Annotated in this window: 23 protein-coding genes; 7 read left to right on the top strand and 16 right to left on the bottom strand. The window is 59.2% G+C overall.

Going from position 1 to position 22,428, the window contains the following annotated elements; all coding sequences use genetic code 11:
• The 6 genes from B3R00_RS13250 to B3R00_RS13275 all read right to left on the bottom strand — a co-directional run.
• Positions 1–308: zinc-ribbon domain-containing protein (locus B3R00_RS13250; RefSeq protein WP_286999406.1), on the bottom strand; the 308-nt coding region annotated here is incomplete at its 3' end.
• Between the two features lie 87 nt (positions 309–395).
• The gene (gene prmA, locus B3R00_RS13255; RefSeq protein ID WP_286999407.1) at positions 396–1,283 is read right to left on the bottom strand and encodes a 50S ribosomal protein L11 methyltransferase; all 888 of its coding nucleotides are present in this window, start codon (positions 1,281–1,283) and stop codon (positions 396–398) included.
• Positions 1,284–1,367: 84 nt separating this feature from the next.
• Positions 1,368–2,726, bottom strand: coding sequence for an acetyl-CoA carboxylase biotin carboxylase subunit (gene accC / locus B3R00_RS13260; protein WP_286999408.1), 1,359 nt, complete (start codon positions 2,724–2,726; stop codon positions 1,368–1,370).
• 85 nt (positions 2,727–2,811) lie between these two features.
• Positions 2,812–3,282, bottom strand: a complete 471-nt coding sequence (gene accB / locus B3R00_RS13265) for an acetyl-CoA carboxylase biotin carboxyl carrier protein (RefSeq protein WP_174863630.1) — start codon at positions 3,280–3,282, stop codon at positions 2,812–2,814.
• A gap of 135 nt (positions 3,283–3,417) precedes the next feature.
• Positions 3,418–3,969: a TlpA family protein disulfide reductase gene (locus B3R00_RS13270; protein WP_286999409.1), complete on the bottom strand. Its 552-nt coding sequence runs from the start codon at positions 3,967–3,969 to the stop codon at positions 3,418–3,420.
• Positions 3,966–4,568, bottom strand: coding sequence for a hypothetical protein (locus B3R00_RS13275; RefSeq protein WP_284213357.1), 603 nt, complete (start codon positions 4,566–4,568; stop codon positions 3,966–3,968). Before B3R00_RS13275 ends, B3R00_RS13270 begins: the two co-directional genes overlap by 4 nt.
• 271 nt (positions 4,569–4,839) lie before the next feature.
• Between B3R00_RS13275 and mpl the strand changes: the two genes are divergently transcribed.
• Entirely contained in the window at positions 4,840–6,243 is a 1,404-nt protein-coding gene (gene mpl / locus B3R00_RS13280) for a UDP-N-acetylmuramate:L-alanyl-gamma-D-glutamyl-meso-diaminopimelate ligase (protein ID WP_286999410.1), read from the top strand.
• A 126-nt stretch (positions 6,244–6,369) separates the two neighbouring features.
• On the opposite strand, the gene B3R00_RS13285 is transcribed toward mpl, so the two are convergent.
• The 5 genes from B3R00_RS13285 to rodA form a co-directional block, all read right to left on the bottom strand.
• A complete protein-coding gene (locus tag B3R00_RS13285; protein ID WP_219163921.1) occupies positions 6,370–6,681 on the bottom strand; it encodes a hypothetical protein in 312 nt (103 codons plus the stop codon).
• Between the two features lie 217 nt (positions 6,682–6,898).
• Positions 6,899–8,053, bottom strand: coding sequence for a 3-deoxy-7-phosphoheptulonate synthase (locus B3R00_RS13290; RefSeq protein ID WP_219163920.1), 1,155 nt, complete (start codon positions 8,051–8,053; stop codon positions 6,899–6,901).
• Positions 8,054–8,374: 321 nt separating this feature from the next.
• Complete coding sequence (gene tldD, locus B3R00_RS13295; protein ID WP_286999411.1) at positions 8,375–9,835, bottom strand: metalloprotease TldD; 1,461 nt, start codon at positions 9,833–9,835, stop codon at positions 8,375–8,377.
• 80 nt (positions 9,836–9,915) lie between these two features.
• Entirely contained in the window at positions 9,916–10,257 is a 342-nt protein-coding gene (locus B3R00_RS13300; protein WP_286999412.1) for a YegP family protein, read from the bottom strand.
• Positions 10,258–10,389: 132 nt separating this feature from the next.
• Positions 10,390–11,562 (bottom strand): rod shape-determining protein RodA, encoded by a 1,173-nt coding sequence (gene rodA / locus B3R00_RS13305; protein WP_284213360.1) that lies wholly within the window; start codon positions 11,560–11,562, stop codon positions 10,390–10,392.
• Between the two features lie 83 nt (positions 11,563–11,645).
• Between rodA and B3R00_RS13310 the strand changes: the two genes are divergently transcribed.
• From B3R00_RS13310 to ruvC, 6 genes are all read left to right on the top strand, one after another.
• A complete protein-coding gene (locus B3R00_RS13310) occupies positions 11,646–12,230 on the top strand; it encodes a YqiA/YcfP family alpha/beta fold hydrolase (RefSeq protein WP_286999413.1) in 585 nt (194 codons plus the stop codon).
• Between the two features lie 199 nt (positions 12,231–12,429).
• Positions 12,430–14,505 carry a ribonuclease catalytic domain-containing protein gene (locus B3R00_RS13315; RefSeq protein ID WP_286999414.1) on the top strand — a complete coding sequence of 692 codons (2,076 nt, stop codon included), beginning with the start codon at positions 12,430–12,432 and terminating at the stop codon, positions 14,503–14,505.
• Positions 14,502–15,362 carry an energy transducer TonB gene (locus B3R00_RS13320; RefSeq protein ID WP_219163914.1) on the top strand — a complete coding sequence of 287 codons (861 nt, stop codon included), beginning with the start codon at positions 14,502–14,504 and terminating at the stop codon, positions 15,360–15,362. The genes B3R00_RS13315 and B3R00_RS13320 overlap by 4 nt, the downstream gene beginning before the upstream one ends.
• 49 nt (positions 15,363–15,411) lie before the next feature.
• A complete protein-coding gene (aroE, locus tag B3R00_RS13325; RefSeq protein ID WP_286999415.1) occupies positions 15,412–16,272 on the top strand; it encodes a shikimate dehydrogenase in 861 nt (286 codons plus the stop codon).
• Positions 16,269–16,988: a monofunctional biosynthetic peptidoglycan transglycosylase gene (gene mtgA / locus B3R00_RS13330; protein ID WP_286999416.1), complete on the top strand. Its 720-nt coding sequence runs from the start codon at positions 16,269–16,271 to the stop codon at positions 16,986–16,988. Before aroE ends, mtgA begins: the two co-directional genes overlap by 4 nt.
• 138 nt (positions 16,989–17,126) lie before the next feature.
• A complete protein-coding gene (gene ruvC, locus B3R00_RS13335) occupies positions 17,127–17,684 on the top strand; it encodes a crossover junction endodeoxyribonuclease RuvC (protein ID WP_286999417.1) in 558 nt (185 codons plus the stop codon).
• Positions 17,685–17,885: 201 nt separating this feature from the next.
• Here the strand turns inward: ruvC and B3R00_RS13340 are convergent, their stop codons facing one another.
• The 5 genes from B3R00_RS13340 to ftsA all read right to left on the bottom strand — a co-directional run bounded on the left by B3R00_RS13340 (position 17,886) and on the right by ftsA (position 22,427).
• Positions 17,886–18,329 (bottom strand): RcnB family protein, encoded by a 444-nt coding sequence (locus B3R00_RS13340; protein ID WP_286999418.1) that lies wholly within the window; start codon positions 18,327–18,329, stop codon positions 17,886–17,888.
• Positions 18,330–18,502: 173 nt separating this feature from the next.
• On the bottom strand, positions 18,503–18,685 hold the full coding sequence (locus B3R00_RS13345; RefSeq protein WP_286999419.1) for a hypothetical protein: 183 nt from the start codon (positions 18,683–18,685) through the stop codon (positions 18,503–18,505).
• Between the two features lie 45 nt (positions 18,686–18,730).
• A complete protein-coding gene (lpxC, locus tag B3R00_RS13350; RefSeq protein ID WP_286999420.1) occupies positions 18,731–19,654 on the bottom strand; it encodes a UDP-3-O-acyl-N-acetylglucosamine deacetylase in 924 nt (307 codons plus the stop codon).
• Positions 19,655–19,816: 162 nt separating this feature from the next.
• Positions 19,817–21,076 carry a cell division protein FtsZ gene (gene ftsZ, locus B3R00_RS13355; protein WP_286999421.1) on the bottom strand — a complete coding sequence of 420 codons (1,260 nt, stop codon included), beginning with the start codon at positions 21,074–21,076 and terminating at the stop codon, positions 19,817–19,819.
• Positions 21,077–21,197: 121 nt separating this feature from the next.
• A complete protein-coding gene (ftsA, locus tag B3R00_RS13360) occupies positions 21,198–22,427 on the bottom strand; it encodes a cell division protein FtsA (RefSeq protein ID WP_174863648.1) in 1,230 nt (409 codons plus the stop codon).
• Position 22,428: the final 1 nt, after the last annotated feature.

Raw genomic sequence — 22,428 nt, forward strand, 5'->3', positions numbered from 1 at the left:
GCCTCTGCCTCTGCCTCTGGCAAAGTATTGACCAGCGGGTGGCTGGTGGACGGCTGCGATGCCTCCACCACAGGTGAATCCCCACCACGCACGATCGGGGGCTGTGTCACCGCCTGCTCTTGCAGGGCAGGCTGCACCGTAGAAGCAGACATAGGAGCCGTGGTGAGCGGCATTTCCTCCAGTGCCTGCGTGGCATCAAACACTTCTTGACAACGCCCGCAGCGCACCCACCCTTCGGAGATGCGCAATTGATCGGCCACCACACGAAATTTGGTGCCGCAAGAAGGACAGCAGGTAATGAGGCTCATCGAGCGTCGATTGTAGGAGGAGCGGCAAGCAGCCAGTGCGTGCATCGACAGTTTCGACACACGCTGGGCTGCCCGCTACCTGCAGTGTTAGGCCTTGTGGGCCGTCATCAAAATCCAGCCGTCTTCGCTGTCGGCTACATCCAGCTTGATGTAGGGGGCATAGGCTTCTTTGAGCTCATCGGCCTGGCGCTCCAAAATGCCTGCCAGCACCAGATGGCCACCGGCTTGCACATGGCTTACCAGCAGCGGTGCCAGCATTTTCAGTGGCGTTGCCAAAATATTGGCCAGTACGGTCTGGTACTCGCCCACCGCCTTATCTGGCAAACCGGCCTTGAGCGTCACTTCATTGGCCTGCGCATTGAGCTCACACGATGTCACCGCATCTGGGTCGATGTCCACCGCATCAATATCGACGGCGCCGAACTTGGCAGCACCAATGGCCAAAATGCCCGAGCCACAGCCATAGTCCAGCGTGCGTCCCAGCGAACCTTGGGGCTGACGCGCAATCCAGCGCAAGCACATGCGGGTCGTGGGGTGGGTACCCGTACCAAAGGCCAGGCCAGGGTCCAAACGAATGCTGATCTTTGCGCCTTCAGGCAGCTCATGCCAGGTGGGCACGATCCAGAATTCGGGGGTGATGTCCACCGGCTGAAACTGCGACTGAGTCAAACGCACCCAGTCTTGAGGCTCTACCTCTTGAACGCCCAGCACCTGACAACCTTCGAAAAAGTCCTGCAATTGCAGCAAAGCTTGGGCTTGGCTGGCAGCTTCTTCGTTAGGAAATAGCGCCACGATGCGGCTGCGGTTCCAGCCTTCTTTGGGAGCAGACATGCCAGGCTCGCCGAACAACGGCTGCTCGGACTCGGTTTGTGCATCCATGTCCTCGACCGACACGCTCAGCGCATCCAGTGCATCGAGCGCATCGCTCACATCTTCCACCCGCTCTTCCGGGCACATTAGGCTGAGCTCATGCATGAGGCAGTTCCTTCAAGCTTTTAAAAACGAAATGCTGGCCCCCGTTTCCAAGGGCCAGCATAGCTGGTCAACAACGTCCGGAGATTAGCGCTTTTTGCGCTGTTCCAGCCAGTGTTCCAGATAGTGAATATTGGTGCCGCCTTCAGCAAAAGCGGCATCCACCATCAAGTCTTGGTGCAAAGGCACATTGGTCTTGATACCTTCGATCACCACTTCCGACAGCGCAGTGCGCATGCGGGCCAGCGCCTGCTCACGGGTGTCGCCGTGCACGATCAGCTTACCGATCATGGAGTCGTAGTTCGGTGGCACAAAGTAATTGCTGTACACGTGGGAATCTACGCGCACGCCGGGGCCACCAGGCATGTGCCACATATTCACGCGGCCAGGCGAAGGCATGAAGTTGTAGGGATCTTCCGCGTTGATACGGCACTCGATGGCGTGACCGCGCATCTGGTTGTTGATTTCACGCTGGGTGAAAGGCAGCTTCTCGCCCGCCGCAACCATGATCTGGGTGCGCACGATATCGACCCCGGTGATCATTTCGGTCACAGGGTGCTCCACCTGCACACGGGTGTTCATTTCAATGAAATAGAACTCGCCGTTTTCGTACAAGAACTCAAACGTGCCCGCACCGCGGTAATTGATCTTCTTGCAAGCAGCCACGCAACGCTCGCCCACCTTCTCCACCAAACGGCGAGGAATACCAGGCGCAGGTGCTTCTTCGATCACCTTCTGGTGGCGACGCTGCATGGAGCAGTCACGCTCGCCCAGATACACGGCGTTCTTGTGCGTATCAGCCAGCACTTGGATTTCGACGTGGCGGGGGTTCTGGAGGAACTTCTCCATGTACACCGCAGGATTGCCGAAAGCCGCACCAGCTTCTGCCTTGGTCATCTGCACAGCATTGACCAGCGCCGCTTCGGTGTGCACCACGCGCATGCCGCGTCCACCGCCACCGCCTGCGGCCTTGATGATCACAGGGTAGCCAATCGCCTTGGCAATGCGCTTGATTTGTGCGGGATCGTCGGGCAACTCGCCGTCCGAGCCGGGCACGCAAGGCACGCCAGCCTTGATCATCGCTTGCTTGGCCGATACCTTGTCACCCATGATGCGGATGGACTCAGCGGTCGGGCCAATGAACTTGAAGCCACTTTGCTCCACACGCTCGGCAAAGTCGGCGTTTTCCGACAGGAAACCGTAGCCGGGGTGGATGGCTTCTGCATCGGTTACCTCAGCTGCCGAGATGATGGCAGGCATGTTCAGGTAGCTCAAAGGCGAAGCTGCAGGGCCAATACACACGGCCTCATCGGCCAGTTTGACGTACTTGGCGTCACGGTCTGCCTCGGAGTAGACCATTACGGCCTTGATGCCCATCTCGCGGCAAGCGCGCTGGATGCGCAGAGCAATTTCGCCCCGGTTGGCAACCAAAATTTTCTTAAACATGGAAGTCCTCGTTGTTCACCGCCTCTGACGAGGCGAATCGTTCAATCTGAAAGCCCTTGTGCTATCGCAGGGGCTTGACCAGATATCACTCGATCACGAACAGCGGTTGGCCGTATTCCACGGCTTGGCCGTTGTCGGCCAGAATGCGGGTGACGGTGCCCGACTTATCAGCCTCGATCTCGTTCAAGATCTTCATGGCTTCGATAATGCACAGCGTGTCGCCTTCCTTCACGGTGTCACCCACCTCAACGAAAGGCTTGGCTCCAGGGCTGGCAGCGCGGTAGAAACTGCCCACCATGGGCGACTTCACTTGGTGACCGGAAGCTGCAGCAGCGGCGGCAGATGCGGCTGCTTGTTCTGCAGGGGTTGCAGCAACAGCAGGGGCAGCGGCGGCTTGCACGGGAGCAGCTTGCATGGGTGCAGCAACAAACTGCTGTACCACATTACCACCGCTCTTGACGATGCGGACTTTGCCCTCTGCCTCGGTGATTTCGAGTTCCGACACATTCGATTCGGACACCAAGTCGATAAGGGTCTTGAGTTTACGCAGATCCATGGAAGCTCCAACGGCTAAAACTAAATAAGGGCGCGAATTTACCCTAAATTCGCCCTTCTGCGCGCTTTGTGAGATATTTTTCGCTATCACTAAAGCGGTTTTTTGATCCAGCCCCTGGCTTTAGCGTTCCATGCGCTAGGCAAATGATGCCCATTGCGCAAGATCTTGCTCGGAAAGTTCGCCGATTTTACGCTGTTGCACTTGTCCCTGGGCATCGAACAAGATCGTGAACGGCAAGCCACCGCTGATGTTACCCAGCGTTCGCGTCATGCTGACGCCCCCTGCACCAGCCAGCACCACGGGAAATGCCAAGGGCTGGCGCGCGATCCAGCGGTTAACGTTGGCCGCTTGGTCCACAGCAATCCCCAGCACTTGCACCGCATGCGTGCCACGCGCGGCCTGGCTTTGGGCAAACTGGTTGAGAAGCGGCATTTCGCGCACGCAAGGCGGGCACCAGGTGGCCCAAAAATTCACCAGCACAGGCTTGCCGCGCAGTGGCGACAGCGCCATCTGCCCGCCATCGGGCTGCATCAGTTGCAAATCCCAAAACACTTGCAGCGCCTCATCATTGGTAGCCATGTCCCGGGTTTGCTCCCAAGCCACCCAAGCACCTGAGGCTGCAGCAGCCAACGCCACCCCACCCGCCAACCAGCGGCGGCGCTCGGCAGACATGGTGGAGTCGGTCATTGCGCATCCTCCATCTGCAACAGCTGGCGCAAGGCTTGGGTATCACCACGCTGAGTACGGCCTTGCGCGTCAGCCTTCAAAGCGCCACGTAGATCGTCATAGTCGTACACCATCAGGTGTACGCCAATGGTTTCACCCAGAGGTTGGCACAAGCTGCTGATACTCAAGGCATCCACCACTTCCCCGTTAAACCCCACCACCTCGGTCACGTCGTATTGCACGTTGTGGTTGATCAGGGCAATTTCGGCCGATTTGGAATCATCACAAAACAGCCCTATATAAATATCTGACATGCGCGTGGCCGTGCCGCGCCACACAGCGCCAGACAGGTGAGGGCGAAACTCCTGCAAACGCTCCATCCACGTCAGGGCCAACTCCCTCAAGGCGCGCAGCTCCTGCGGCTGGGTTTCAGCACAAAAAATTTCGATGTACTCCCGCACCGCCGCCTCCACAGCCTCGTTATCCGGCAGCGATGTGCGGGCGGGCAAGCCCAATTGTTTGACGGCGCGGCGCTTGGCCGGGCCCCACTCCAGCCCCTCCTCCACCACCATGCGGGCGGCGGTCTGAGCGATTTCCTGGGTCACAGACGATGGATACATGCCTTGTTCTAGCTTGAGCTCACAAGCCGCCATTATGGGAAAGATGGGCAGTGCAAGGCTTTTCCCAAAACCTGCCTGCGTACAGACTATTGCATTCATATAAAAACAAGAGCATTTAGCGCTCAATCACCAAAGTTTTGGCATACAAAAGTATTGCAAATACTTATAAATAAAGCGCAAAGCGCTCCTTTTATAGAGGCAAACGTGCTTTTGCACATACTCGCATCCCCCAGCCATGCCAACGCCAGCCACCGCCGTAGAATGCCCAGCCATGCATATTCATATCTTGGGCATTTGCGGCACGTTCATGGGCGGTGTCGCTGCGCTGGCACGCGAGGCGGGCCATACCGTGACTGGCTGCGATGCTGGCGTATACCCCCCGATGAGTGACCAGCTGCGCGCCCTGGGCATTGAGCTGATCGAAGGCTTTGGCGTGGAGCAACTGGCGCTCAAGCCCGATATGTTTGTGATTGGCAACGTGGTCAGCCGCCAGCACCTGGAAGACGGCAGCCCCAAGTTCCCCTTGATGGAAGCGATTCTTGATCAAGGCCTGCCCTACACCAGCGGCCCTCAGTGGCTGAGCGAGCATGTGCTGCAAGGCCGCCATGTACTGGCCGTGGCCGGCACGCACGGCAAAACCACCACCACCTCCATGCTGGCGTGGATTCTGGAATGCGCGGGTTTGACGCCCGGCTTCTTGGTGGGCGGCGTGCCCCTGGACTTTGGCGTCTCCGCCCGCCTGGGGGCAAAAGCCCCAGAGCAAGAACGCCCACTGTTTGTGATTGAGGCCGACGAATACGACACCGCCTTTTTCGACAAGCGCAGCAAGTTTGTGCACTACCGCCCACGCACGGCGGTGTTAAACAACCTGGAGTTCGATCACGCAGACATCTTCCCTGATCTCGCGGCGATTGAGCGCCAATTCCACCACCTGGTGCGCACCGTGCCTGCATCGGGCCGCGTGGTCATCAATGGTTTGGAAGAAGCCCTGAGCCGCGTGCTGCACCAAGGCTGCTGGAGCGAGCAGCGCACATTCGGCGCCGCTGTGAGCGACTTCACCGCCGTGGGCGAACACCATGCTTTTGACGTGCTGCAGCAAGGCCGCAAGGTTGGCCGCGTGGAGTGGGAGCTCAGTGGCGAGCACAACCGGCTCAATGCCTTGGCAGCGATTGCCGCGGCAGAACATGTGGGCGTTGCGCCTGCTGTGGCTGCGCAGGCGCTGGGCAGCTTTCACAACGTCAAGCGCCGCATGGAGCTGCGCGGCACTGTCGTTGGCATTACCGTGTACGACGACTTCGCCCACCACCCCACAGCGATCCGCACCACCCTGGACGGACTGCGCCAGCGCGTGGGCCAGCAGCAGCGCATCCTGGCCGTGTTTGAGCCGCGCAGCAACACCATGAAACTGGGCACCATGAAAGCGCAACTGCCCTGGTCGCTCAAGGAAGCCGACCTGGCTTTTTGCCACACTGCCGGACTGGACTGGAACGCGGCCGAAGCCTTGGAAGCCTTGGGCGATGCAGCCTTCACCACGGACAACATCGACACTTTGGTTCGCCAAGTTTTGGCCCATGTCCGCCCCGGCGATCACATCGTGTGCATGAGCAATGGTGGCTTTGGCGGCATCCACGGCAAGCTGCTCACGGCGTTGCAAGACCAATTTGCCACCACCTAAAGGCGGCCCCCATACCCCCATAAAAAAGCCGACTGCATACAGTCGGCTTTTTTGATAGTACTGCTGGCGTTGAAGGGCTGCCTACCAAGCCAACCCTTACCAGCCACTTTGCACGTGGCGATGCGCTCAGTAGCTCACCGTCATGGCGGCCACATCCACCTTGATCACGGGACGCCCCAGCACCGCATGCGCTGCGCGCGCATAGGTCTGAAACCAGGTTTCATCAGACAAACGGCGTTCACCCGCTTCACGCGCCACCACCAGCACCTTGTCAGCCAGCAATACCTTGCCACTGGGGCGCAAAGGCTCACACTCCAGCGCGGTGAACTGCTCATCAAGCCACCGGCGTGCCTCTTCATTGCCCATGGGCGCGAGCCGATCGACCGCAGCGCGGAATTGCTGTTCAGTACTCAATTGCACAATGACTTCACTGATCATGTTGGGCCTTTCGGGATAGCAAGCAATGCAAGAAAAACATGGCTACAGCTTAGCGACAGCAAGCCCCCGCGTTAAGAGGTGATGTACCTGAATCACCACATAAATCAGTGAAAAAATAAGAGCTACTCACGCAATGCCCATAAGCCCTGGAGGCAAAAGTCACCCCAAAGACATTTGTTGCCTGGTGGCGGGTCCTCTGACCCGCCCCAACCCAGGCTTACGCCACTGCTTCGGTCTGCAAGGCACCCGCCAGAGTGCGGCGCGCCTGCACTGCGCCTGACAGTTGTTCCAGCACATCCAGCGTGTCGTTCCAGCCGATGCATGCATCGGTAATACTCTGGCCGTAGTTCAAACCGCAGATGTCATCCTTGCCGGGCGTGAACTTTTGCGCGCCGGCTACCAAGTGGCTCTCCAGCATCACGCCAAAGATACGCTGCGAACCCGACGCGATTTGCGCCGCAATATCAGCTACCACCTGCTTTTGGCGTTCATGCTGCTTCAGGCTATTGGCATGGCTGCAGTCCACCATCAAACTGGCTGGCAAGCCCGCCTTCTCCAAATCAGCGCATGCGGCTTCCACACTGGCTGCGTCGTAGTTGGGCGCTTTACCGCCACGCAAAATCACATGGCAATCAGGGTTGCCCGTGGTGTGCACGATGGCCACTTGGCCGTTTTTATGGACCGACAAGAAGTGGTGCCCGTGGCTGGCCGACTGGATGGCGTCGGTCGCAATGCGGATATTGCCGTCTGTGCCGTTCTTGAAGCCAATCGGTGCCGAGATGCCGGAAGCCAACTCGCGGTGAATCTGGCTTTCGGTGGTGCGCGCACCAATAGCGCCCCAGCTGATCAAATCACCGATGTACTGGGGCGAGATCACATCCAAAAATTCGCTGGCAGCGGGCACGCCCAAGCGGTTGATGTCGATCAGCAACTGGCGCGCAATGCGCAGACCTTCATCAATGCGGTAGCTGCCATCCAGGTAGGGATCGTTGATCAGCCCCTTCCAGCCCACCGTGGTGCGGGGCTTTTCGAAGTACACGCGCATCACCACCTCCAGCGTGTCTTTGTACTGCTCACGCACATCAGCCAGACGGCGCGCATAGTCCAGCGCTGCCGCAGGGTCGTGAATGGAGCAAGGCCCGACAATCACCAGCAGGCGGTCATCACCACGGCCATGCATGACGTTGCGGATGGCACTGCGGGTTTGGGCAACCAGCGTTTCAACGGCTGTCGCATGGATGGGGAAAAAGCGGATGAGGTGTTCGGGAGGGGGCAGCACGGTGGTTTCCTGGATACGTTCGTCGTCGGTATGTCCTGTTTTGTGGTTGACCGAGCTGCGATACCAAGCTTCGCCATAGTTGTGTGCTGTCATGTCTGCCTCTTTGTGAGTGTGAAATCGTTGGGTATAAAAAAACCGCCGGGCTTTTCAGCTTCGGCGGTTTTTTGAAGAGGGTTTGTTCGTGTGTGCGAGCTATTGCCTCTCATCCGCCATGGACCGAGAACCAAAAGTAAAAATAGAAAGCGCTACGAACTTGCATAGCGAATGACTTTAACACCGTACATCTTGCACCGCAACACAGCACAACAACCTGCATTCAGGAAAATTCCAAAATAACCCACAAAAAAGGCTGATTCAAAAACATGAATCAGCCTTTTTCAATTTAAAAGCAAAATTCCTGCAAAACAAATCAATTTAAGCAGTACCACCGACCGTAAGCCCATCGATACGCATGGTGGGCTGGCCCACGCCCACAGGCACGCTCTGGCCTTCCTTGCCGCAAGTACCCACACCGCTGTCCAAACGCATGTCATTGCCAATCAGGCTGACTTTTTTCATGCACTCGGGGCCATTGCCGACCAAGGTAGCACCCTTGACGGGATATTGAATCTTGCCGTTTTCCACCCAGTACGCCTGGCTGGCCGAGAAGACAAACTTGCCGCTGGTGATATCTACCTGCCCGCCGCCAAAGTTGGTAGCGTACAAGCCCTTTTTGATAGAGGCGATGATTTCCTGCGGGTCTTTATCGCCACCCAGCATGTAGGTGTTGGTCATGCGCGGCATGGGCAAGCTGGCGTAGCTTTCACGGCGGCCATTGCCGGTGGGCTTCACGCCCATCAAACGTGCATTGAGCGCGTCTTGGATGTAGCCCTTCAAAATGCCATCTTCAATCAGCACATTGGCCTGGGTGGCGCAACCTTCGTCATCCACATTGAGCGAACCACGGCGATCTGGCAAGGTGCCATCATCCAAGATGGTGACGCCCTTGGCCGCTACGCGCTCGCCAATGCGGCCGCTGAAAGCGCTGGAGCCCTTGCGGTTAAAGTCCCCTTCCAAGCCATGTCCTACAGCTTCGTGCAGCAGCACACCGGGCCAACCGGGGCCCAGTACCACGGTCATTTCACCTGCTGGGGCCGGGCGCGAATCCAGGTTGATCAAGGCTTGCTCCACGGCCTCGTTCACGTATTCATTGATTTGCGCATCGCTGAAATAAGCCAAGCCAAATCGGCCACCACCACCGGATGAACCCACCTCACGGCGATCACCTTGCTCGGCAATCACGGTCACCGACAGGCGCACCAAGGGGCGCACGTCAGCCGCCAGCGTGCCATCGGCACGCGCCACCATCACCACGTCGTACTCACTGGCCAAACCAGCCATCACTTGCACGATGCGCGGGTCTTTGGCACGCGCCAGCGTTTCCACCTTGCCCAGCAGCTCGACTTTTTCCGTGCTGTTGAGCGTGGCAATCGGGTCTACGCCGGGGTACAGCGTGCGCGAAGGCGCAATAGTGGTCTTGGGAATGCGCACCTTGTGTTGCTGCTGCGCACCGGAGATGGCACGCACCGCGCGGGCGGCATCCAGCAAAGAAGCCTCGGAAATATCGTCGGAATAAGCGAAGGCGGTTTTCTCGCCGCTGACGGCACGCACGCCCACCCCTTGGTCGATGGAGAACGAGCCTGTCTTGACGATGCCTTCTTCCAAGCTCCAGCCTTCGGCACGGGTGTATTGGAAGTACAAGTCAGCATCGTCCACCTGGTTGGCGCGGATTTCCGCCAGCGCACGCGACAGGTGGGATTCATCCAAGCCAAAAGGCTCAAGCAGCAGTTGCCGGGCCGTGGCCAAGCGCTCGATGGTGGGTTCGCGAGAGATCATGGCAGCAATTGTAGGCACGCTGCCATGACCTCACCGCGCACTGGCTTGAGTGATAGCTGGATTTAGATAGCTGGATTTATTTAGCTGGCAGCGCTTTGGTCGTCCAGCACGGCGTCTGCTGCGTTTTTCATCACCGAAGCAACACCGTTGTCGCGTGCGGCCACCGAAGAATACATTTCGCTGTGACCAACGATGTGGCCATTGCCCGCTTTGAGGGTGAAGTAAGGCGAGCCGTCTTTGGCAACAAGCTTGTCAAAGTTGGTTTCGACCACGCCGCTCTTGCGTACCGACGCAATTCCATCCAAAGCATTCTGTACAGCGTCATACATTTCGCTGGTCAGAATGGGCTGCCCATTGGATGCCTGCAGATTGAAAAAGAATTTGCCGTTTTTGGCTTTTTTGAGCACGTACTTCGCTGCCATCACACACTCCTTGAAAAAATGAGGGGCAGACACAGCCTTCGCACTGAGCATTCGCACTGGCGCTGTGCCTACCCCCATTGTTCAGCGGATGTGCATCCAAAAACAACGCGTATTGATGGCTATCACCAATATTTACAAAGTATGTTTGGGCTCGGCAAGCGACTGCCGTTGCGAGCGCGCCACCGACATCAACACGCCCAGCGCCAGCCCCAGCGTCACCATGGCGGTGCCGCCATAGCTGATGAACGGCAAGGGCACGCCGACCACCGGCAAGATACCGCTGACCATGCCCATATTCACGAAGGCGTAGGTAAAGAAAATCATGGCCACCGCGCAGGCCATCAAGCGGCCAAACAAGGTTTGCGACTTGGCGGCAATGGCCAGGCCACGCCACACCAGCAGCAAGAATCCAACGATCAGGGCGAGATTGCCCAGCAGCCCAAACTCTTCGGAATAGGCGGCAAAGATAAAGTCGGTGGTGCGCTCAGGAATGAACTCCAGGTGGGTTTGCGTGCCGGCCATAAAGCCCTTGCCCCATACGCCACCCGAGCCAATCGCAATCATCCCCTGGATGATGTGAAAACCGCGGCCCAACGGATCACGCATGGGGTCCAGCAGCGTGCAGACCCGGGTGCGCTGGTAGTCGTGCAACAAGTACCAGCTTTGCCCATCCACGCACAGCCAGGGCTCGTTCCAGATCAGCCAGGTAATGCCCACCACGGCCAGCACCACCGGTGGCACCACCAGCTTCCAGGGCAGGCCGGCAAAAAAGATCACCGACAACCCCGCCGCCAGCACCAGCAGTGAGGTGCCCAAGTCCGGCTGCTTCATGATCAGCGCCACGGGCAAGGCCAGCAGCACAAAGGCGATCACAAAATCCATCGCGCGCAACGCCCCTTCACGGCGGTGAAACCACCAGGCCAGAATCAGCGGCGCCGCAATTTTCAAGATCTCCGAAGGCTGGATAACCACCCCCACATTCACCCAGCGCGTTGCCCCTTTTTTGGTAATGCCAAACAGCAACACCGCCACCAGCAGCGCCACGCCCAGGGCATACAAAGGCACGGCCACCATCATGAATTTTTGCGGCGGAATCTGCGCCACCACAAACAAAATGGCGGCGGCCAGCAGCATGTTGCGTCCGTGATCGACAAAACGTGTGCCGTGGTCATATCCTGCGGAATACATGGCCAGCAGCCCAATCCCCGCCAGCCAGGCAATGACGAGCAGCAAAATAGGATCAAAGCCGCGAAACATCGGCAAGATACGTTGAAGAATGTTGGGCTTATCAAATTCTGCGGGCATAGCGCGCAATTATCTGCTGAGCGCTGTGTCTGCCGAATGCGACCCATCTCCTGCCCCCGAAGTTTGTGAGGAACCCCACCACCATGCCCACCACCCACTTGTTGTATTTGCACGGCTTTCGCTCATCGCCACAATCCAACAAGGCCCGCACCATGGCGCACTACGTGCAGACCCAGCACCCCAATGTGACGTGGTGGTGCCCCCAGCTGCCGCCCTCCCCCAAAGCCGCCATGGAGATGGTGATGGACACCGTGCAAGCCTGGCCCAGCGCGCACATGGCGGTGGTGGGTTCATCGCTGGGCGGCTACTACGCCACGTGGGTGGCCCAGCACAAGCAATGCAAAGCCGTGTTGCTCAACCCCGCCGTGTTCCCCGACCAGACGCTGGAGCAATACATTGGCGAGCAAACCAGCTGGCACAACCCCGAGGAAGCATTTTTCTTTCGGCCTGAATACATCCAAGAGCTGCGCGACCTAAGGGCTGCATCCGATGTTGCCCCTGCGCCGCAACTGGGCATTTTTGCCAAAGGCGATGAATTGCTGGACTGGCGCCAGATGGTGGCGCGCTATCCGGAGGCCGAGCACGTGATTTTGGAAGGCAGCGACCACGCCCTCAGCGATTTTGAAACCCATATTTCGCGCGTGCTGGATTTTTTGGATTTGGCTTGAGCTGCGCACCCACCCCCAACCAGCACTCAAAAACAAGAGCTGCTAGCGCTTGATATTCATAGATTTCAAGCGTTTTATATATTCAAACCCTTATTGAACCTGCGCTAGCAGCTACATCTTTTAAACACCCCACCCTGTGCTGCGCGCTGGAGGCAAACACCTCCGGGGGAAATACGCGGCATGGGACAATCACCCCCCTATGCACGCATTGTTTGAAGATGCCGGTAAATTTTTGGCCGGCCGTATCCTGTCTGAGGCCGATGCCTCCTCCCAAATCGAGCTGGCCTCTGGCAAGCGCGTCAAGGTCAAGGCCGCCCACATCCTGCTCAAGTTTGACAAGCCCGAACCCGCAGAACTGATCGCCAAGGCCGAAGCCATTGCCGCCAGCATTGAGCTGGATTTGGCCTGGGAGTTCGCGCCTGACGAAGAATTTGGCTTTGCCGACATTGCGCGCGACTATTTCTCTGAGTCCGCCCCGCTGAGCGAGCAGGCCGGCATGCTGTTTGCGCTGTACGGCGCCCCCCACTATTTCCGCCGCGCGGGCAAGGGCCGCTTCAAAAAAGCACCCGCTGAAATCCTGCAGCAGGCCCTGGTGGCGATTGAGAAGAAAAAGCAGCTGCAGGCGCAGATTGACGCCTGGGCGCAAGAGCTGGTCGCAGGCGTCACGCCCCAGGCCATCCGCGACGAGCTGTACAAAATCCTGTTCAAGCCCGACAAGAACGCGCCCGAATACAAGGCCGTGGTCGAAGCCAGCCGCAGCGCCCAAAAAGCGCCGCTGGAGCTGCTGCAAGCCGCAGGCGCCATCGACTCGGCCTACCAGTTCCACTGGAAGCGTTTCCTGTTTGAGAACTTCCCCAAGGGCACCCGCTTCCCGGACGTGACCGCACCCCAGCCACCGGACGATTTGCCGTTGGCCGATGTGCAGGCCTACTCCATCGACGACTCCATGACCACGGAAATCGACGATGCGCTGTCCGTGCAAGGCCTGGGCACCGGCACTGTCACCGTGGGCATTCACATTGCCGCGCCCGGCTTGGCGATCACGCCCGGCTCTGAGCTGGACAAGCTGGGCCGCACCCGCCTGTCCACCGTCTACATGCCCGGCTACAAAATCACCATGCTGCCCGACGAGGTGGTGCAGATTTATACGCTGGACGAAGGCCGCGCCAACCCCGCCGTGTCGCTGTACGTGACCTATGACGAGGCTACGCTGGAAGTCAAAAACAAGGTCACCAAACTAGAGCGTGTGCCCGTGGCCGTGAACTTCCGCCACGACAAGCTGGACCACATCGTCACCGAAGAATGGCTGCACACCCCTTCGCTGCACGTGGAAGGCACGCCCCCGGAGCTGCAAGAACGCCGCAGCGAGCTGATGTTTTTGCACCGCCTGGCGCAGCAACTCAAAGCCGACCGCGAACAGGTGCGCGGCAAGCCCGAGAACTTCTCGCGCCCGGACTACACCTTCCGCCTGGAAGGCAATGACGGTGAAGAGCCGCAAGGCAACGAGATTGTCAGCATCACCACGCGTAAGCGCGGCGCGCCGCTGGATTTGATCGTGGCCGAAGCCGCCATCGTCGCCAACAGCACCTGGGGTGGGTGGCTGGCCGAGCTGGGCGTGCCCGGCATCTACCGCAGCCAGGCCAGCATGGCGCCCGGCGTGAAGGTGCGCATGTCCACCAAGGCCCTGCCCCACGCGGGCATGGGCGTCAAGAGCTATTCGTGGGCCACCTCGCCCCTGCGCCGTTATGTGGACCTGGTGAACCAATGGCAAATCATTGCCTGTGCGCGCCACGGTGCCACCGCTGCGCTGGCAGCGCCCTTCAAACCCAAGGATGCGGAGCTGTTTGGCATCATCAGCAGCTTTGACGGCGCCTACAGCGCCTACAACGGCTACCAGCAGGGCATGGAGCGTTTCTGGACGCTGAAGTATCTGGAGCAAAACGCCATCACCGAGCTGGACGGCGCCGTCATCAAAGACAACGGCCCCAACGGCGTGCTGGTGCGTGCCGACACGCTGCCGCTGGTCATCAGCGTGGCGGGCACCGCCGTGCCGCGTGGCGCCCGCGTGCGGGTGAAACTGGGTGATATTGATGAAATCACGTTGGATATTCACGGCACCGTGACCGAGCGGCTGGACGATCCCGACGATGCCAGCGATGATGCTCCGCTTGACGATGCAGCAGACGACGAGGAGGAAGGCGTGGCCGGCCCCATCGCGATTGCAGTAGATGTCAACGAAGCCGATAGCACCAGCGCTGATAATTCCAACCCGTGAAACTTCCTGCCGCGTTCCGCTCCATGTCCACCCTCACCCTCACCTTGGGGGTGTCGATTGCCATTCACGCCGTTTTGCTGACCGTGCGCTTTGTTGCGCCCGAGCAGTTCAACCGCGTCTTCCAAGACACGCCGCTGGAGGTGATCTTGGTGAATGCACACACGCAGGAGCGACCGGAAAAAGCGCAGGCCATTGCCCAGGCGGCCTTGGCCGGCGGCGGCGATGCCGCCCAGGGCCGCGCCACCAGCCCGCTGCCCTATTCGGCCCTCACCGCCATTGGCGATGATTTTGAAGAGCGGCAAAAAAAGCTGGATGCGCTGCAAGAGCAGCAAGCCGTCATGCTGACGCAGCTGCGCAAGCAAATCTCCACCATGCCGCAGTTTGATCCGCGCGAGCAATCGGCCCAGCAAGACCGCGAGCAGCAAGAGCAAAAGCGCAAGCAGCTCATCAAGCTGCTGGCCGAGATTGAAAAGCGCATCAACGAAGAAAATGCCCGCCCCAAAAAACGCTACATCAGCCCCGCTACGCGCGAGGAGGTGTATGCCGTCTACTACGACGGCCTGCGCCGTAAGGTGGAAGACAAGGGCACGGAGAACTTTCCAGAGCACAAAGGCCAAAAGCTCTATGGCGAGCTGGTCATGGTGCTGACCGTGAACCACGATGGCCGCGTGCTGGAGACCGAAATCGTGCAAGGCTCTGGCAACCGCCAGCTCGACACCCGCGCCCAGGCGATTGCGCGCGCGGCCGGGCCTTTCGGCCATTTTGGCCCGGCCATGCGCGCCAAGGCCGACCAGATTGCTGTGGTCTCGCGCTTTAACTTCACCCGTGAGCAGACGCTGGAGACCAACGTCCGCTAAGGCTTTCACCGCCCTCACGCCGCAGCCTGCGGCGTTTTGCTTTTACGACATGCCAAGTAACGCCACCGATTTGTACTGCGTCATGGGCAACCCCGTGGCCCACAGCCGCTCCCCGTGGATCCACGCCCGCTTTGCGCAGCTGACGCAGCAGCCGCTGATCTACCAGCGCCGTCTGGTGCCGCTGAACGGTTTTGCCGCAGACCTGCAGCAGTTGCTGCAGGCTGGCGGCAAAGGCTGCAACATCACCGTGCCTTTCAAGCTGGATGCCGCCCAGGCGGCGCACAGCCGCAGCCCGCGCGCGGCCTTGGCCGGTGCCGCCAACACCTTGGTGATTGGCGCAGATGGCCATATCCATGCGGACAACACCGATGGTCTGGGGCTGGTGGCCGACATCACCCGCAACGCAGGGGTAGCGATTGCTGGTAAAGCCATTTTGCTGGTGGGTGCCGGGGGCGCCGCCGCTGGCGTGCTGGGCCCGCTGCTGGAGCAGCAGCCGCGCCAAGTGGTGGTGTGCAACCGCACCTTCCACAAGGCGCAGGCCTTGGTGGATGCGCATGCCGCCCTCGCCCAATCACAAAAAGTAGAGCTGCTAGCGCAAGAGCAGCAAGGCTTGAGTGGCAATTTTGACATCATCATCAACGGCACCGCCGCCAGCTTGCAAGGCGCGGGCATTCCGGTGCCTGCCAGCGTCTTGCGCCCCGGCTCTCTGGCCTACGACATGATGTACGGCCACGCCGCACAGCCTTTTTTGGACTGGGCCCAGCAGCATGGCGCGGTCGGCCGTGATGGCTTGGGCATGCTGGTGGAGCAGGCTGCGGAATCGTTTGCGCTGTGGCGTGGCGTGCGCCCGCCCTCGCAGCAAGTGCTGCAGGAACTGCGCGCCGTGCTGGCCCAAGAAGCGCTGGCATGAAAGCCCTGGAGCGCTGGCTGCTGTTGGTGCTGTGCGCAGCCTTGGCGCTGCAGCTGTTTTTTGTGCTGCGCATTGCGCTGGCTGCGTGGTGGGACCCGCAATCGACCAGCTTGCAACGCTCTGAGATGTGGCGTATCTGGCAGCAAAGCGGCCTGCAACGCCCGTGGCAGCAGCAATGGGTGGATTACGCCCAGATCTCCCCCCACCTCAAGCGCGCCGTACTGACGGCCGAGGACGACGGCTTTGTGGAGCACGACGGCGTGCAGTGGGAAGCGATTGAACGCGCCTGGGAGCGCAACCAGAAAGCCCAGGAAAAAGCCCAGGCCCGCCCCAATGCCAAGCCACCCAAGATTTACGGCGGCTCCACCATCACCCAGCAACTGGCCAAAAATCTGCTGCTGTCGGGCGAGCGCAGCTTTTTGCGCAAGGGGCAAGAGCTGCTGCTGGCACGTACGCTGGAAGCGTTTTTGAGCAAGCAGCGGATTTTGGAGATTTACCTCAACAACGTGGAATGGGGCGAAGGCATTTTTGGTGCGCAAGCCGCAGCGCGCCACTACTTTCGCAAAAATGCCGCGCAGCTCACCCCAGCCGAGGCGGCACGCCTAGCCGTGATGCTGCCACGCCCGCGCTACTACGAGGTCAACCCCCAATCACGCTATTTGCAATCACGCACCCAGGCGATCGTGCGGCGCATGGCGGCAACCCCATTGCCATGACCTGGCGGCGCCCCTTGCCGCACTCCACGCCAAGCGGCGTATCATGGCCTGCCCACCCTGGGCTTGAGGCGTAGTGATGACCAGCCTTATTGCCCCCTAACGCTTATACAGACTGCGCAAGCAGCTCATTTTTTCTTCATGCGAATTCTTGGTATAGACCCTGGCTTGCAGACCACTGGCTTTGGCATCATTGAGCGTGATGGCCAGCAACTGCGCTATGTGGCCAGCGGCACCATTTGCACCACGCGCACCGAAGGGGTGGAGCTGGGCAATCTGCCGGCGCGCTTGAAGATTTTGTACGAGGGCATCAGCGAAGTCGTGGCACGCTACGAGCCGCAGGTGGCAGCCGTTGAAATCGTGTTTGTGAACGTGAACCCGCAGTCCACCCTGCTGCTGGGGCAAGCGCGTGGCGCAGCACTGACGGCTTTGGTCACCAAGGATTTGCCGGTGGCTGAATACACGGCGCTGCAGATGAAAAAAGCCATCACCGGCCATGGCCGTGCCGCCAAGTCGCAAATCCAGGAAATGGTCAAACGCATGCTCAGCCTGCCGGGCCTGCCGGGCACCGACGCGGCCGATGCCCTGGGCATGGCCATCACGCATGCGCACGCGGGCTCCATCCTGAGCAAGCTGGCAGCAGAATCCACGCTGCAACGCAGACAGCACGCCATGCTCAAAGGCGGGCGGGTGTATTGAGCAAGTTGCCACGGCGCATGCACACGCACGTACAGATGCATACGCCAACCAGTAAAAAACGCCTCTGACGAGGCGTTTTTTACTGCTGCACAGAGGCCTTGTGCGCTTCTATTTTGTGAGCTTGCAGCGCTTGATATTTATAGATTTCAGATATAAAACCATCTGAAACCATGAATCTAAAAGCGCTAGCAGCTCTGCTTTTTAACGCACTCCGTTGATGATGAGCTGCGTAATCACACCGGAAGCGATGGCCACCAGCATGTAGTCGCCGCCATACTGCACCCATTGGTAGCCACGCGGCGGCTGGTGCAAACGGTGACCTCGCCAGTTATGCACCACATAGCGGGGCGCGCGGTACTGCGGCGGCAAATAAGAGCCCCGCACCCAGTTATGCCGCGGGCCAGCGCCGCGGTAATGGTGCACGGCGGGCGGTGGTGGCCGGTGGCCGTAATACCCATGCGGCTGAGGGCGCGGACGCGGGCCATGCTGCCAGCCGGAGTGTGGGCCATGCTGCGGGCCTTGCGCATGCGGCGGTGGCCCATGGTGGCGCGGCCCGCCATGAGGCTGCGCTTGCGCCACAGCGCTAGCACCCAAGGTCAGGGCAGTCACCATGGCGATGGAAGAAGTGAGGCGTTGTAGTCGCATAGCGGCATCCTTTCTAAGAAACCCAGCAGCAATTTCTGCAGCTGATGGCCGTGATGATGCGAGATAAAAACGGCCCAAACACCCGAAAGCGCCCGGCTTTACCGTACTTTGCGCAAGCACGCCGCGCACTTTGCACCAGCTTTACAGATGCAATAACTTGCAGTGCGAACGGGCTAAATCATCAAAAAGCGCGACAGCCCCAGAACCGCAAAAAATGCCAGCCCGGCAATCACTGCCCACTTCAAGATCAGAAAACCCCAGTATTTGTAGTGGGGCCTGCCTGTACCCAGAAAGAAGACAAAGCACAATGCCGAGGCAATCAGCAAAATAAAAAGCAGCCAGCGAAAAATCAGCATGGCTGCTTTATACCGTGATTCAAGCCGGGCAAGGCCTGCTGCCTATTACCAAGCGAGTGCCGTCTGTGCAAAGCCTGCGGGTGCTTTGCGCTCATTTTCAAAAGTGACAAATTCCCAGTTGGCATCCTCTGCCAGGACGGCGCGAATCAACTGGTTGTTCATGCCGTGACCGGAGCGAAAAGCACTGTAGGCGCCCAAGATCGGGTGACCGATGACGTACAGGTCGCCAATCGCATCCAGAATTTTGTGCTTCACAAACTCATCGTCGTAGCGCAGGCCGTCGCTGTTGAGCACCTTGTAGTCATCCATGACGATGGCGTTGTCCAGCCCACCACCCAGCGCCAAGCCATTGGTGCGCAGCATCTCCACGTCTTTGGTAAAGCCAAAGGTGCGGGCGCGGGCAATATCGCGCATGTAGTTGCCCTCTCCCATATCGAACTCAAACGACTGGCCTGTGGAGTCCACCGCGGGGTGCGAGAAGTCGATATCAAACTTCAACTTAAAGCCATGGTAGGGGTCAAAGCGCGCCCATTTAAGGCTCTTGCCTTCGCCTTCACGCACTTCCACGGACTGCTTGATGCGGATAAATTTCTTGGCGGCGTTTTGCAGCTCAATGCCAGCACTTTGCAGCAAGAACACGAACGAGGAAGAAGATCCGTCCAAAATCGGCACTTCTTCGGCGGTGATATCTACGTACAAGTTATCAATACCCAAGCCGTACAGGGCCGACATCAGGTGCTCGATGGTGTGCACCTTGGCATTGCCCACACCAATGGTGGACGCCATGCGCGTGTCCACAATCGCTTGGGCATGGATGGGCATATCCACAGGCTCTGGCAAGTCCACGCGACGAAACACAATGCCCGTATCAGGCTGCGCAGGGCGCAGTGTCATCTCGACACGTTGGCCGCTGTGCAGGCCCATGCCGACGGCACGGGTGATGGTCTTGATGGTACGTTGCTGAAGCATGGCGTGATTTTACTGGTGAGGGGCTGTTTGCTGCCCTTAGAAGGTCTTGGAAATATCTATAACGCCGATTGCTAGAGACCGTTGACCCCTGCTTAGGCTGGTCTGTCACACATAAAAAAACCGGGCCACTAGGCCCGGTTTTTAGGCAGATTCGCTCAGCGCTTAATCGGCTTGCTTGCGCAAGAATGCGGGGATTTCCAGATCATCCATGCCGCCCGAAGACAAGGCATCCACGCGCGCAGCCGCTTGCGTGCGGTTGGTGCGCCACACGCTGGGCACGCTCACATCGCCGTAGCCACCGCCCATGCCTCCCGTGGCTGCACCCATGGTGGGCGCAACACCTGCAGCGCCCATGGTCACACCACCCATTGCATTGGTGGGCGAGCCTGCATAGGCGAAGTCGCCATCGGTACCGGTACGCAAACCACCTTGCACCACCGACATGGCCTGGCGTCGTGCCATGGGGCGTGACAAGCCGGTTGCCACCACGGTCACGCGGATGTCATCACCCAACGAGTCGTCGTAAGCCGCACCATAAATCACATGCGCTTCAGGCGAAGCGTAGGCATTGATGGTGGACATGGCCAGGCGCGATTCGGCCAGCTTGAGGCTGCCCTTGGCGGCCGTCACCAGTACCAGCACACCCTTGGCACCCGACAGGTCAATGCCTTCCAGCAAGGGGCAGGCCACGGCTTGCTCCGCAGCGATGCGGGCACGGTCAGGACCGGAAGCGCGGGCTGTCCCCATCATGGCCTTGCCAGGCTCACCCATCACAGTGCGAACGTCTTCAAAGTCGACGTTCACATGGCCGTATTCGTTGATGATTTCAGCGATACCGCCCACGGCGTTTTTCAGCACATCGTTGGCTTGCGCGAAAGCTTCTTCCTGGGTGATGTCATCGCCCAGCACTTCCAGCAGCTTTTCGTTGAGCACCACGATCAGCGAATCGACATTCGCCTCCAACTCGGCCAGGCCCCCATCAGCATTGGTCATGCGGCGGCCACCTTCCCATTCGAAAGGCTTGGTCACCACACCCACGGTCAAAATGCCCATGTCCTTGGCCACGCGCGCAATCACGGGCGCAGCGCCCGTGCCTGTGCCACCGCCCATGCCGGCGGTGATAAACAACATGTGCGCGCCTTCAATAGCAGCGCGAATGTCGTCCACCGCAGCTTCTGCAGCTTCACGCCCCTTGTCAGGCTTGCTACCAGCACCCAAACCACTTTGACCCAGTTGAATCGTGCGGTGTGCATTGCTGCGAATCAGCGCCTGTGCATCCGTGTTAGCGCTGACAAACTCAACGCCTTGAACGTTGCAGGCAATCATGTGTTCGACGGCGTTGCTGCCGCCGCCGCCGACACCGATCACCTTGATCTGTGTGCCCTGATTGAATGTTTCGGCTTCGATCATTTCGATGGTCATGTTGGTGCTCCTGGAAATTTTTTAACTGGGTTCGCTATAGCTGTATGGGGGGCTTCTCTTCGGCGTCGGTATCGAAAATCAGTGGGAGGACCCGTGATGCGCATGCGTCGAGAGCACATAGTTAGAAGTTTCCCACAATGAAGTCTTTAAATCGACCAAAAGCAGTCTTCACAGACCCACTCTTTTGTGCCACCTTGAAACCGCGCAACCTTCCTTGTCGCGCTTCTTCTAACAAGCCCATGACTGTGGCAGAACGGGGCTGCGCCACCATATCGGCCAATGCACTGGAATACTTGGGAACGCCACGGCGCACGGGCTTGAGGAAAATGTCTTCCCCCAACTCCACCATGCCCGGCATCACAGCACTGCCACCGGTGAGCACGATGCCCGAAGAGAGCACCTCTTCGTAGCCCGACTCACGAATGACTTGCTGCACCAACGAGAAAATTTCTTCCACGCGGGGCTCAATCACACCCGCCAGCGCCTGCTTGCTGATCATGCGTGGGCCACGGTCGCCCAAGCCAGGCACTTCCACCTGGCTATCGGGATCGGCCAGCATCTGCTTGGCATAGCCGCTTTCCACCTTGATGTCTTCGGCATCTTTGGTGGGGGTGCGCAGGGCCATGGCGATGTCGCTGGTGATCAGGTCGCCGGCGATCGGAATCACGGCGGTATGGCGGATTGCGCCACCGGTGAAGATGGCGACGTCGGTAGTGCCGGCGCCGATGTCGACCAAGGCCACGCCCAGGTCGCGCTCATCGTCGGTCAGCACAGCCTGGCTGGCTGCCAGCGGGTTCAGCAACAATTGCTCCACTTCCAAGCCGCAGCGGCGTACGCATTTGATGATGTTCTCCGCTGCACTTTGTGCGCCGGTCACGATGTGCACCTTGGCTTCCAAGCGAATACCGCTCATGCCCACAGGTTCACGCACATCCTGGCCATCAATCACAAACTCTTGCGGCTCCACCAACAGCAGTCGCTGGTCCGAAGAGATGCTCACGGCCTTGGCCGTTTCAATCACGCGCGCCACATCGGTGGGTGTGACTTCCTTGTCCTTGATCGCCACCATGCCGCTTTGGTTCAAGCCGCGAATGTGGCTGCCGGTGATACCGGTATAGACACGCTGGATCTTGCAATCCGCCATCAGCTCGGCTTCTTTCAGCGCTTGCTGGATGCTTTGCACGGTGGCTTCAATATTGACCACCACGCCGCGCTTGAGGCCATTGCTCGGCGCCACGCCAAGACCTGCCAGCTTGAGCTCGCCGCTGGGCATGACTTCGGCGACCACGGCCATGACCTTGGCAGTGCCAATGTCCAAACCGACGACGACGTCTTTGTACTCTCTTGCCATA

It is taken from the genome of Comamonas sp. UBA7840, assembly GCF_002501455.1.
GTDB classification, from domain to species: Bacteria; Pseudomonadota; Gammaproteobacteria; order Burkholderiales; family Burkholderiaceae_C; genus Comamonas; species Comamonas jiangduensis.

What these genes read in the sequence shown, in the direction of transcription:
- prmA (WP_286999407.1), bottom strand. Translation starts at nt 1,283, where the DNA reads ATGCATGAGCTCAGCCTAATGTGCCCGGAAGAGCGGGTGGAAGATGTG.
- accC (WP_286999408.1), bottom strand. Translation starts at nt 2,726, where the DNA reads ATGTTTAAGAAAATTTTGGTTGCCAACCGGGGCGAAATTGCTCTGCGC.
- accB (WP_174863630.1), bottom strand. Translation starts at nt 3,282, where the DNA reads ATGGATCTGCGTAAACTCAAGACCCTTATCGACTTGGTGTCCGAATCG.
- B3R00_RS13270 (WP_286999409.1), bottom strand. Translation starts at nt 3,969, where the DNA reads ATGACCGACTCCACCATGTCTGCCGAGCGCCGCCGCTGGTTGGCGGGT.
- B3R00_RS13275 (WP_284213357.1), bottom strand. Translation starts at nt 4,568, where the DNA reads ATGTATCCATCGTCTGTGACCCAGGAAATCGCTCAGACCGCCGCCCGC.
- mpl (WP_286999410.1), top strand. Translation starts at nt 4,840, where the DNA reads ATGCATATTCATATCTTGGGCATTTGCGGCACGTTCATGGGCGGTGTC.
- B3R00_RS13285 (WP_219163921.1), bottom strand. Translation starts at nt 6,681, where the DNA reads ATGATCAGTGAAGTCATTGTGCAATTGAGTACTGAACAGCAATTCCGC.
- B3R00_RS13290 (WP_219163920.1), bottom strand. Translation starts at nt 8,053, where the DNA reads ATGACAGCACACAACTATGGCGAAGCTTGGTATCGCAGCTCGGTCAAC.
- tldD (WP_286999411.1), bottom strand. Translation starts at nt 9,835, where the DNA reads ATGATCTCTCGCGAACCCACCATCGAGCGCTTGGCCACGGCCCGGCAA.
- B3R00_RS13300 (WP_286999412.1), bottom strand. Translation starts at nt 10,257, where the DNA reads ATGGCAGCGAAGTACGTGCTCAAAAAAGCCAAAAACGGCAAATTCTTT.
- rodA (WP_284213360.1), bottom strand. Translation starts at nt 11,562, where the DNA reads ATGCCCGCAGAATTTGATAAGCCCAACATTCTTCAACGTATCTTGCCG.
- B3R00_RS13310 (WP_286999413.1), top strand. Translation starts at nt 11,646, where the DNA reads ATGCCCACCACCCACTTGTTGTATTTGCACGGCTTTCGCTCATCGCCA.
- B3R00_RS13315 (WP_286999414.1), top strand. Translation starts at nt 12,430, where the DNA reads ATGCACGCATTGTTTGAAGATGCCGGTAAATTTTTGGCCGGCCGTATC.
- aroE (WP_286999415.1), top strand. Translation starts at nt 15,412, where the DNA reads ATGCCAAGTAACGCCACCGATTTGTACTGCGTCATGGGCAACCCCGTG.
- mtgA (WP_286999416.1), top strand. Translation starts at nt 16,269, where the DNA reads ATGAAAGCCCTGGAGCGCTGGCTGCTGTTGGTGCTGTGCGCAGCCTTG.
- ruvC (WP_286999417.1), top strand. Translation starts at nt 17,127, where the DNA reads ATGCGAATTCTTGGTATAGACCCTGGCTTGCAGACCACTGGCTTTGGC.
- B3R00_RS13340 (WP_286999418.1), bottom strand. Translation starts at nt 18,329, where the DNA reads ATGCGACTACAACGCCTCACTTCTTCCATCGCCATGGTGACTGCCCTG.
- B3R00_RS13345 (WP_286999419.1), bottom strand. Translation starts at nt 18,685, where the DNA reads ATGCTGATTTTTCGCTGGCTGCTTTTTATTTTGCTGATTGCCTCGGCA.
- lpxC (WP_286999420.1), bottom strand. Translation starts at nt 19,654, where the DNA reads ATGCTTCAGCAACGTACCATCAAGACCATCACCCGTGCCGTCGGCATG.
- ftsZ (WP_286999421.1), bottom strand. Translation starts at nt 21,076, where the DNA reads ATGACCATCGAAATGATCGAAGCCGAAACATTCAATCAGGGCACACAG.
- ftsA (WP_174863648.1), bottom strand. Translation starts at nt 22,427, where the DNA reads ATGGCAAGAGAGTACAAAGACGTCGTCGTCGGTTTGGACATTGGCACT.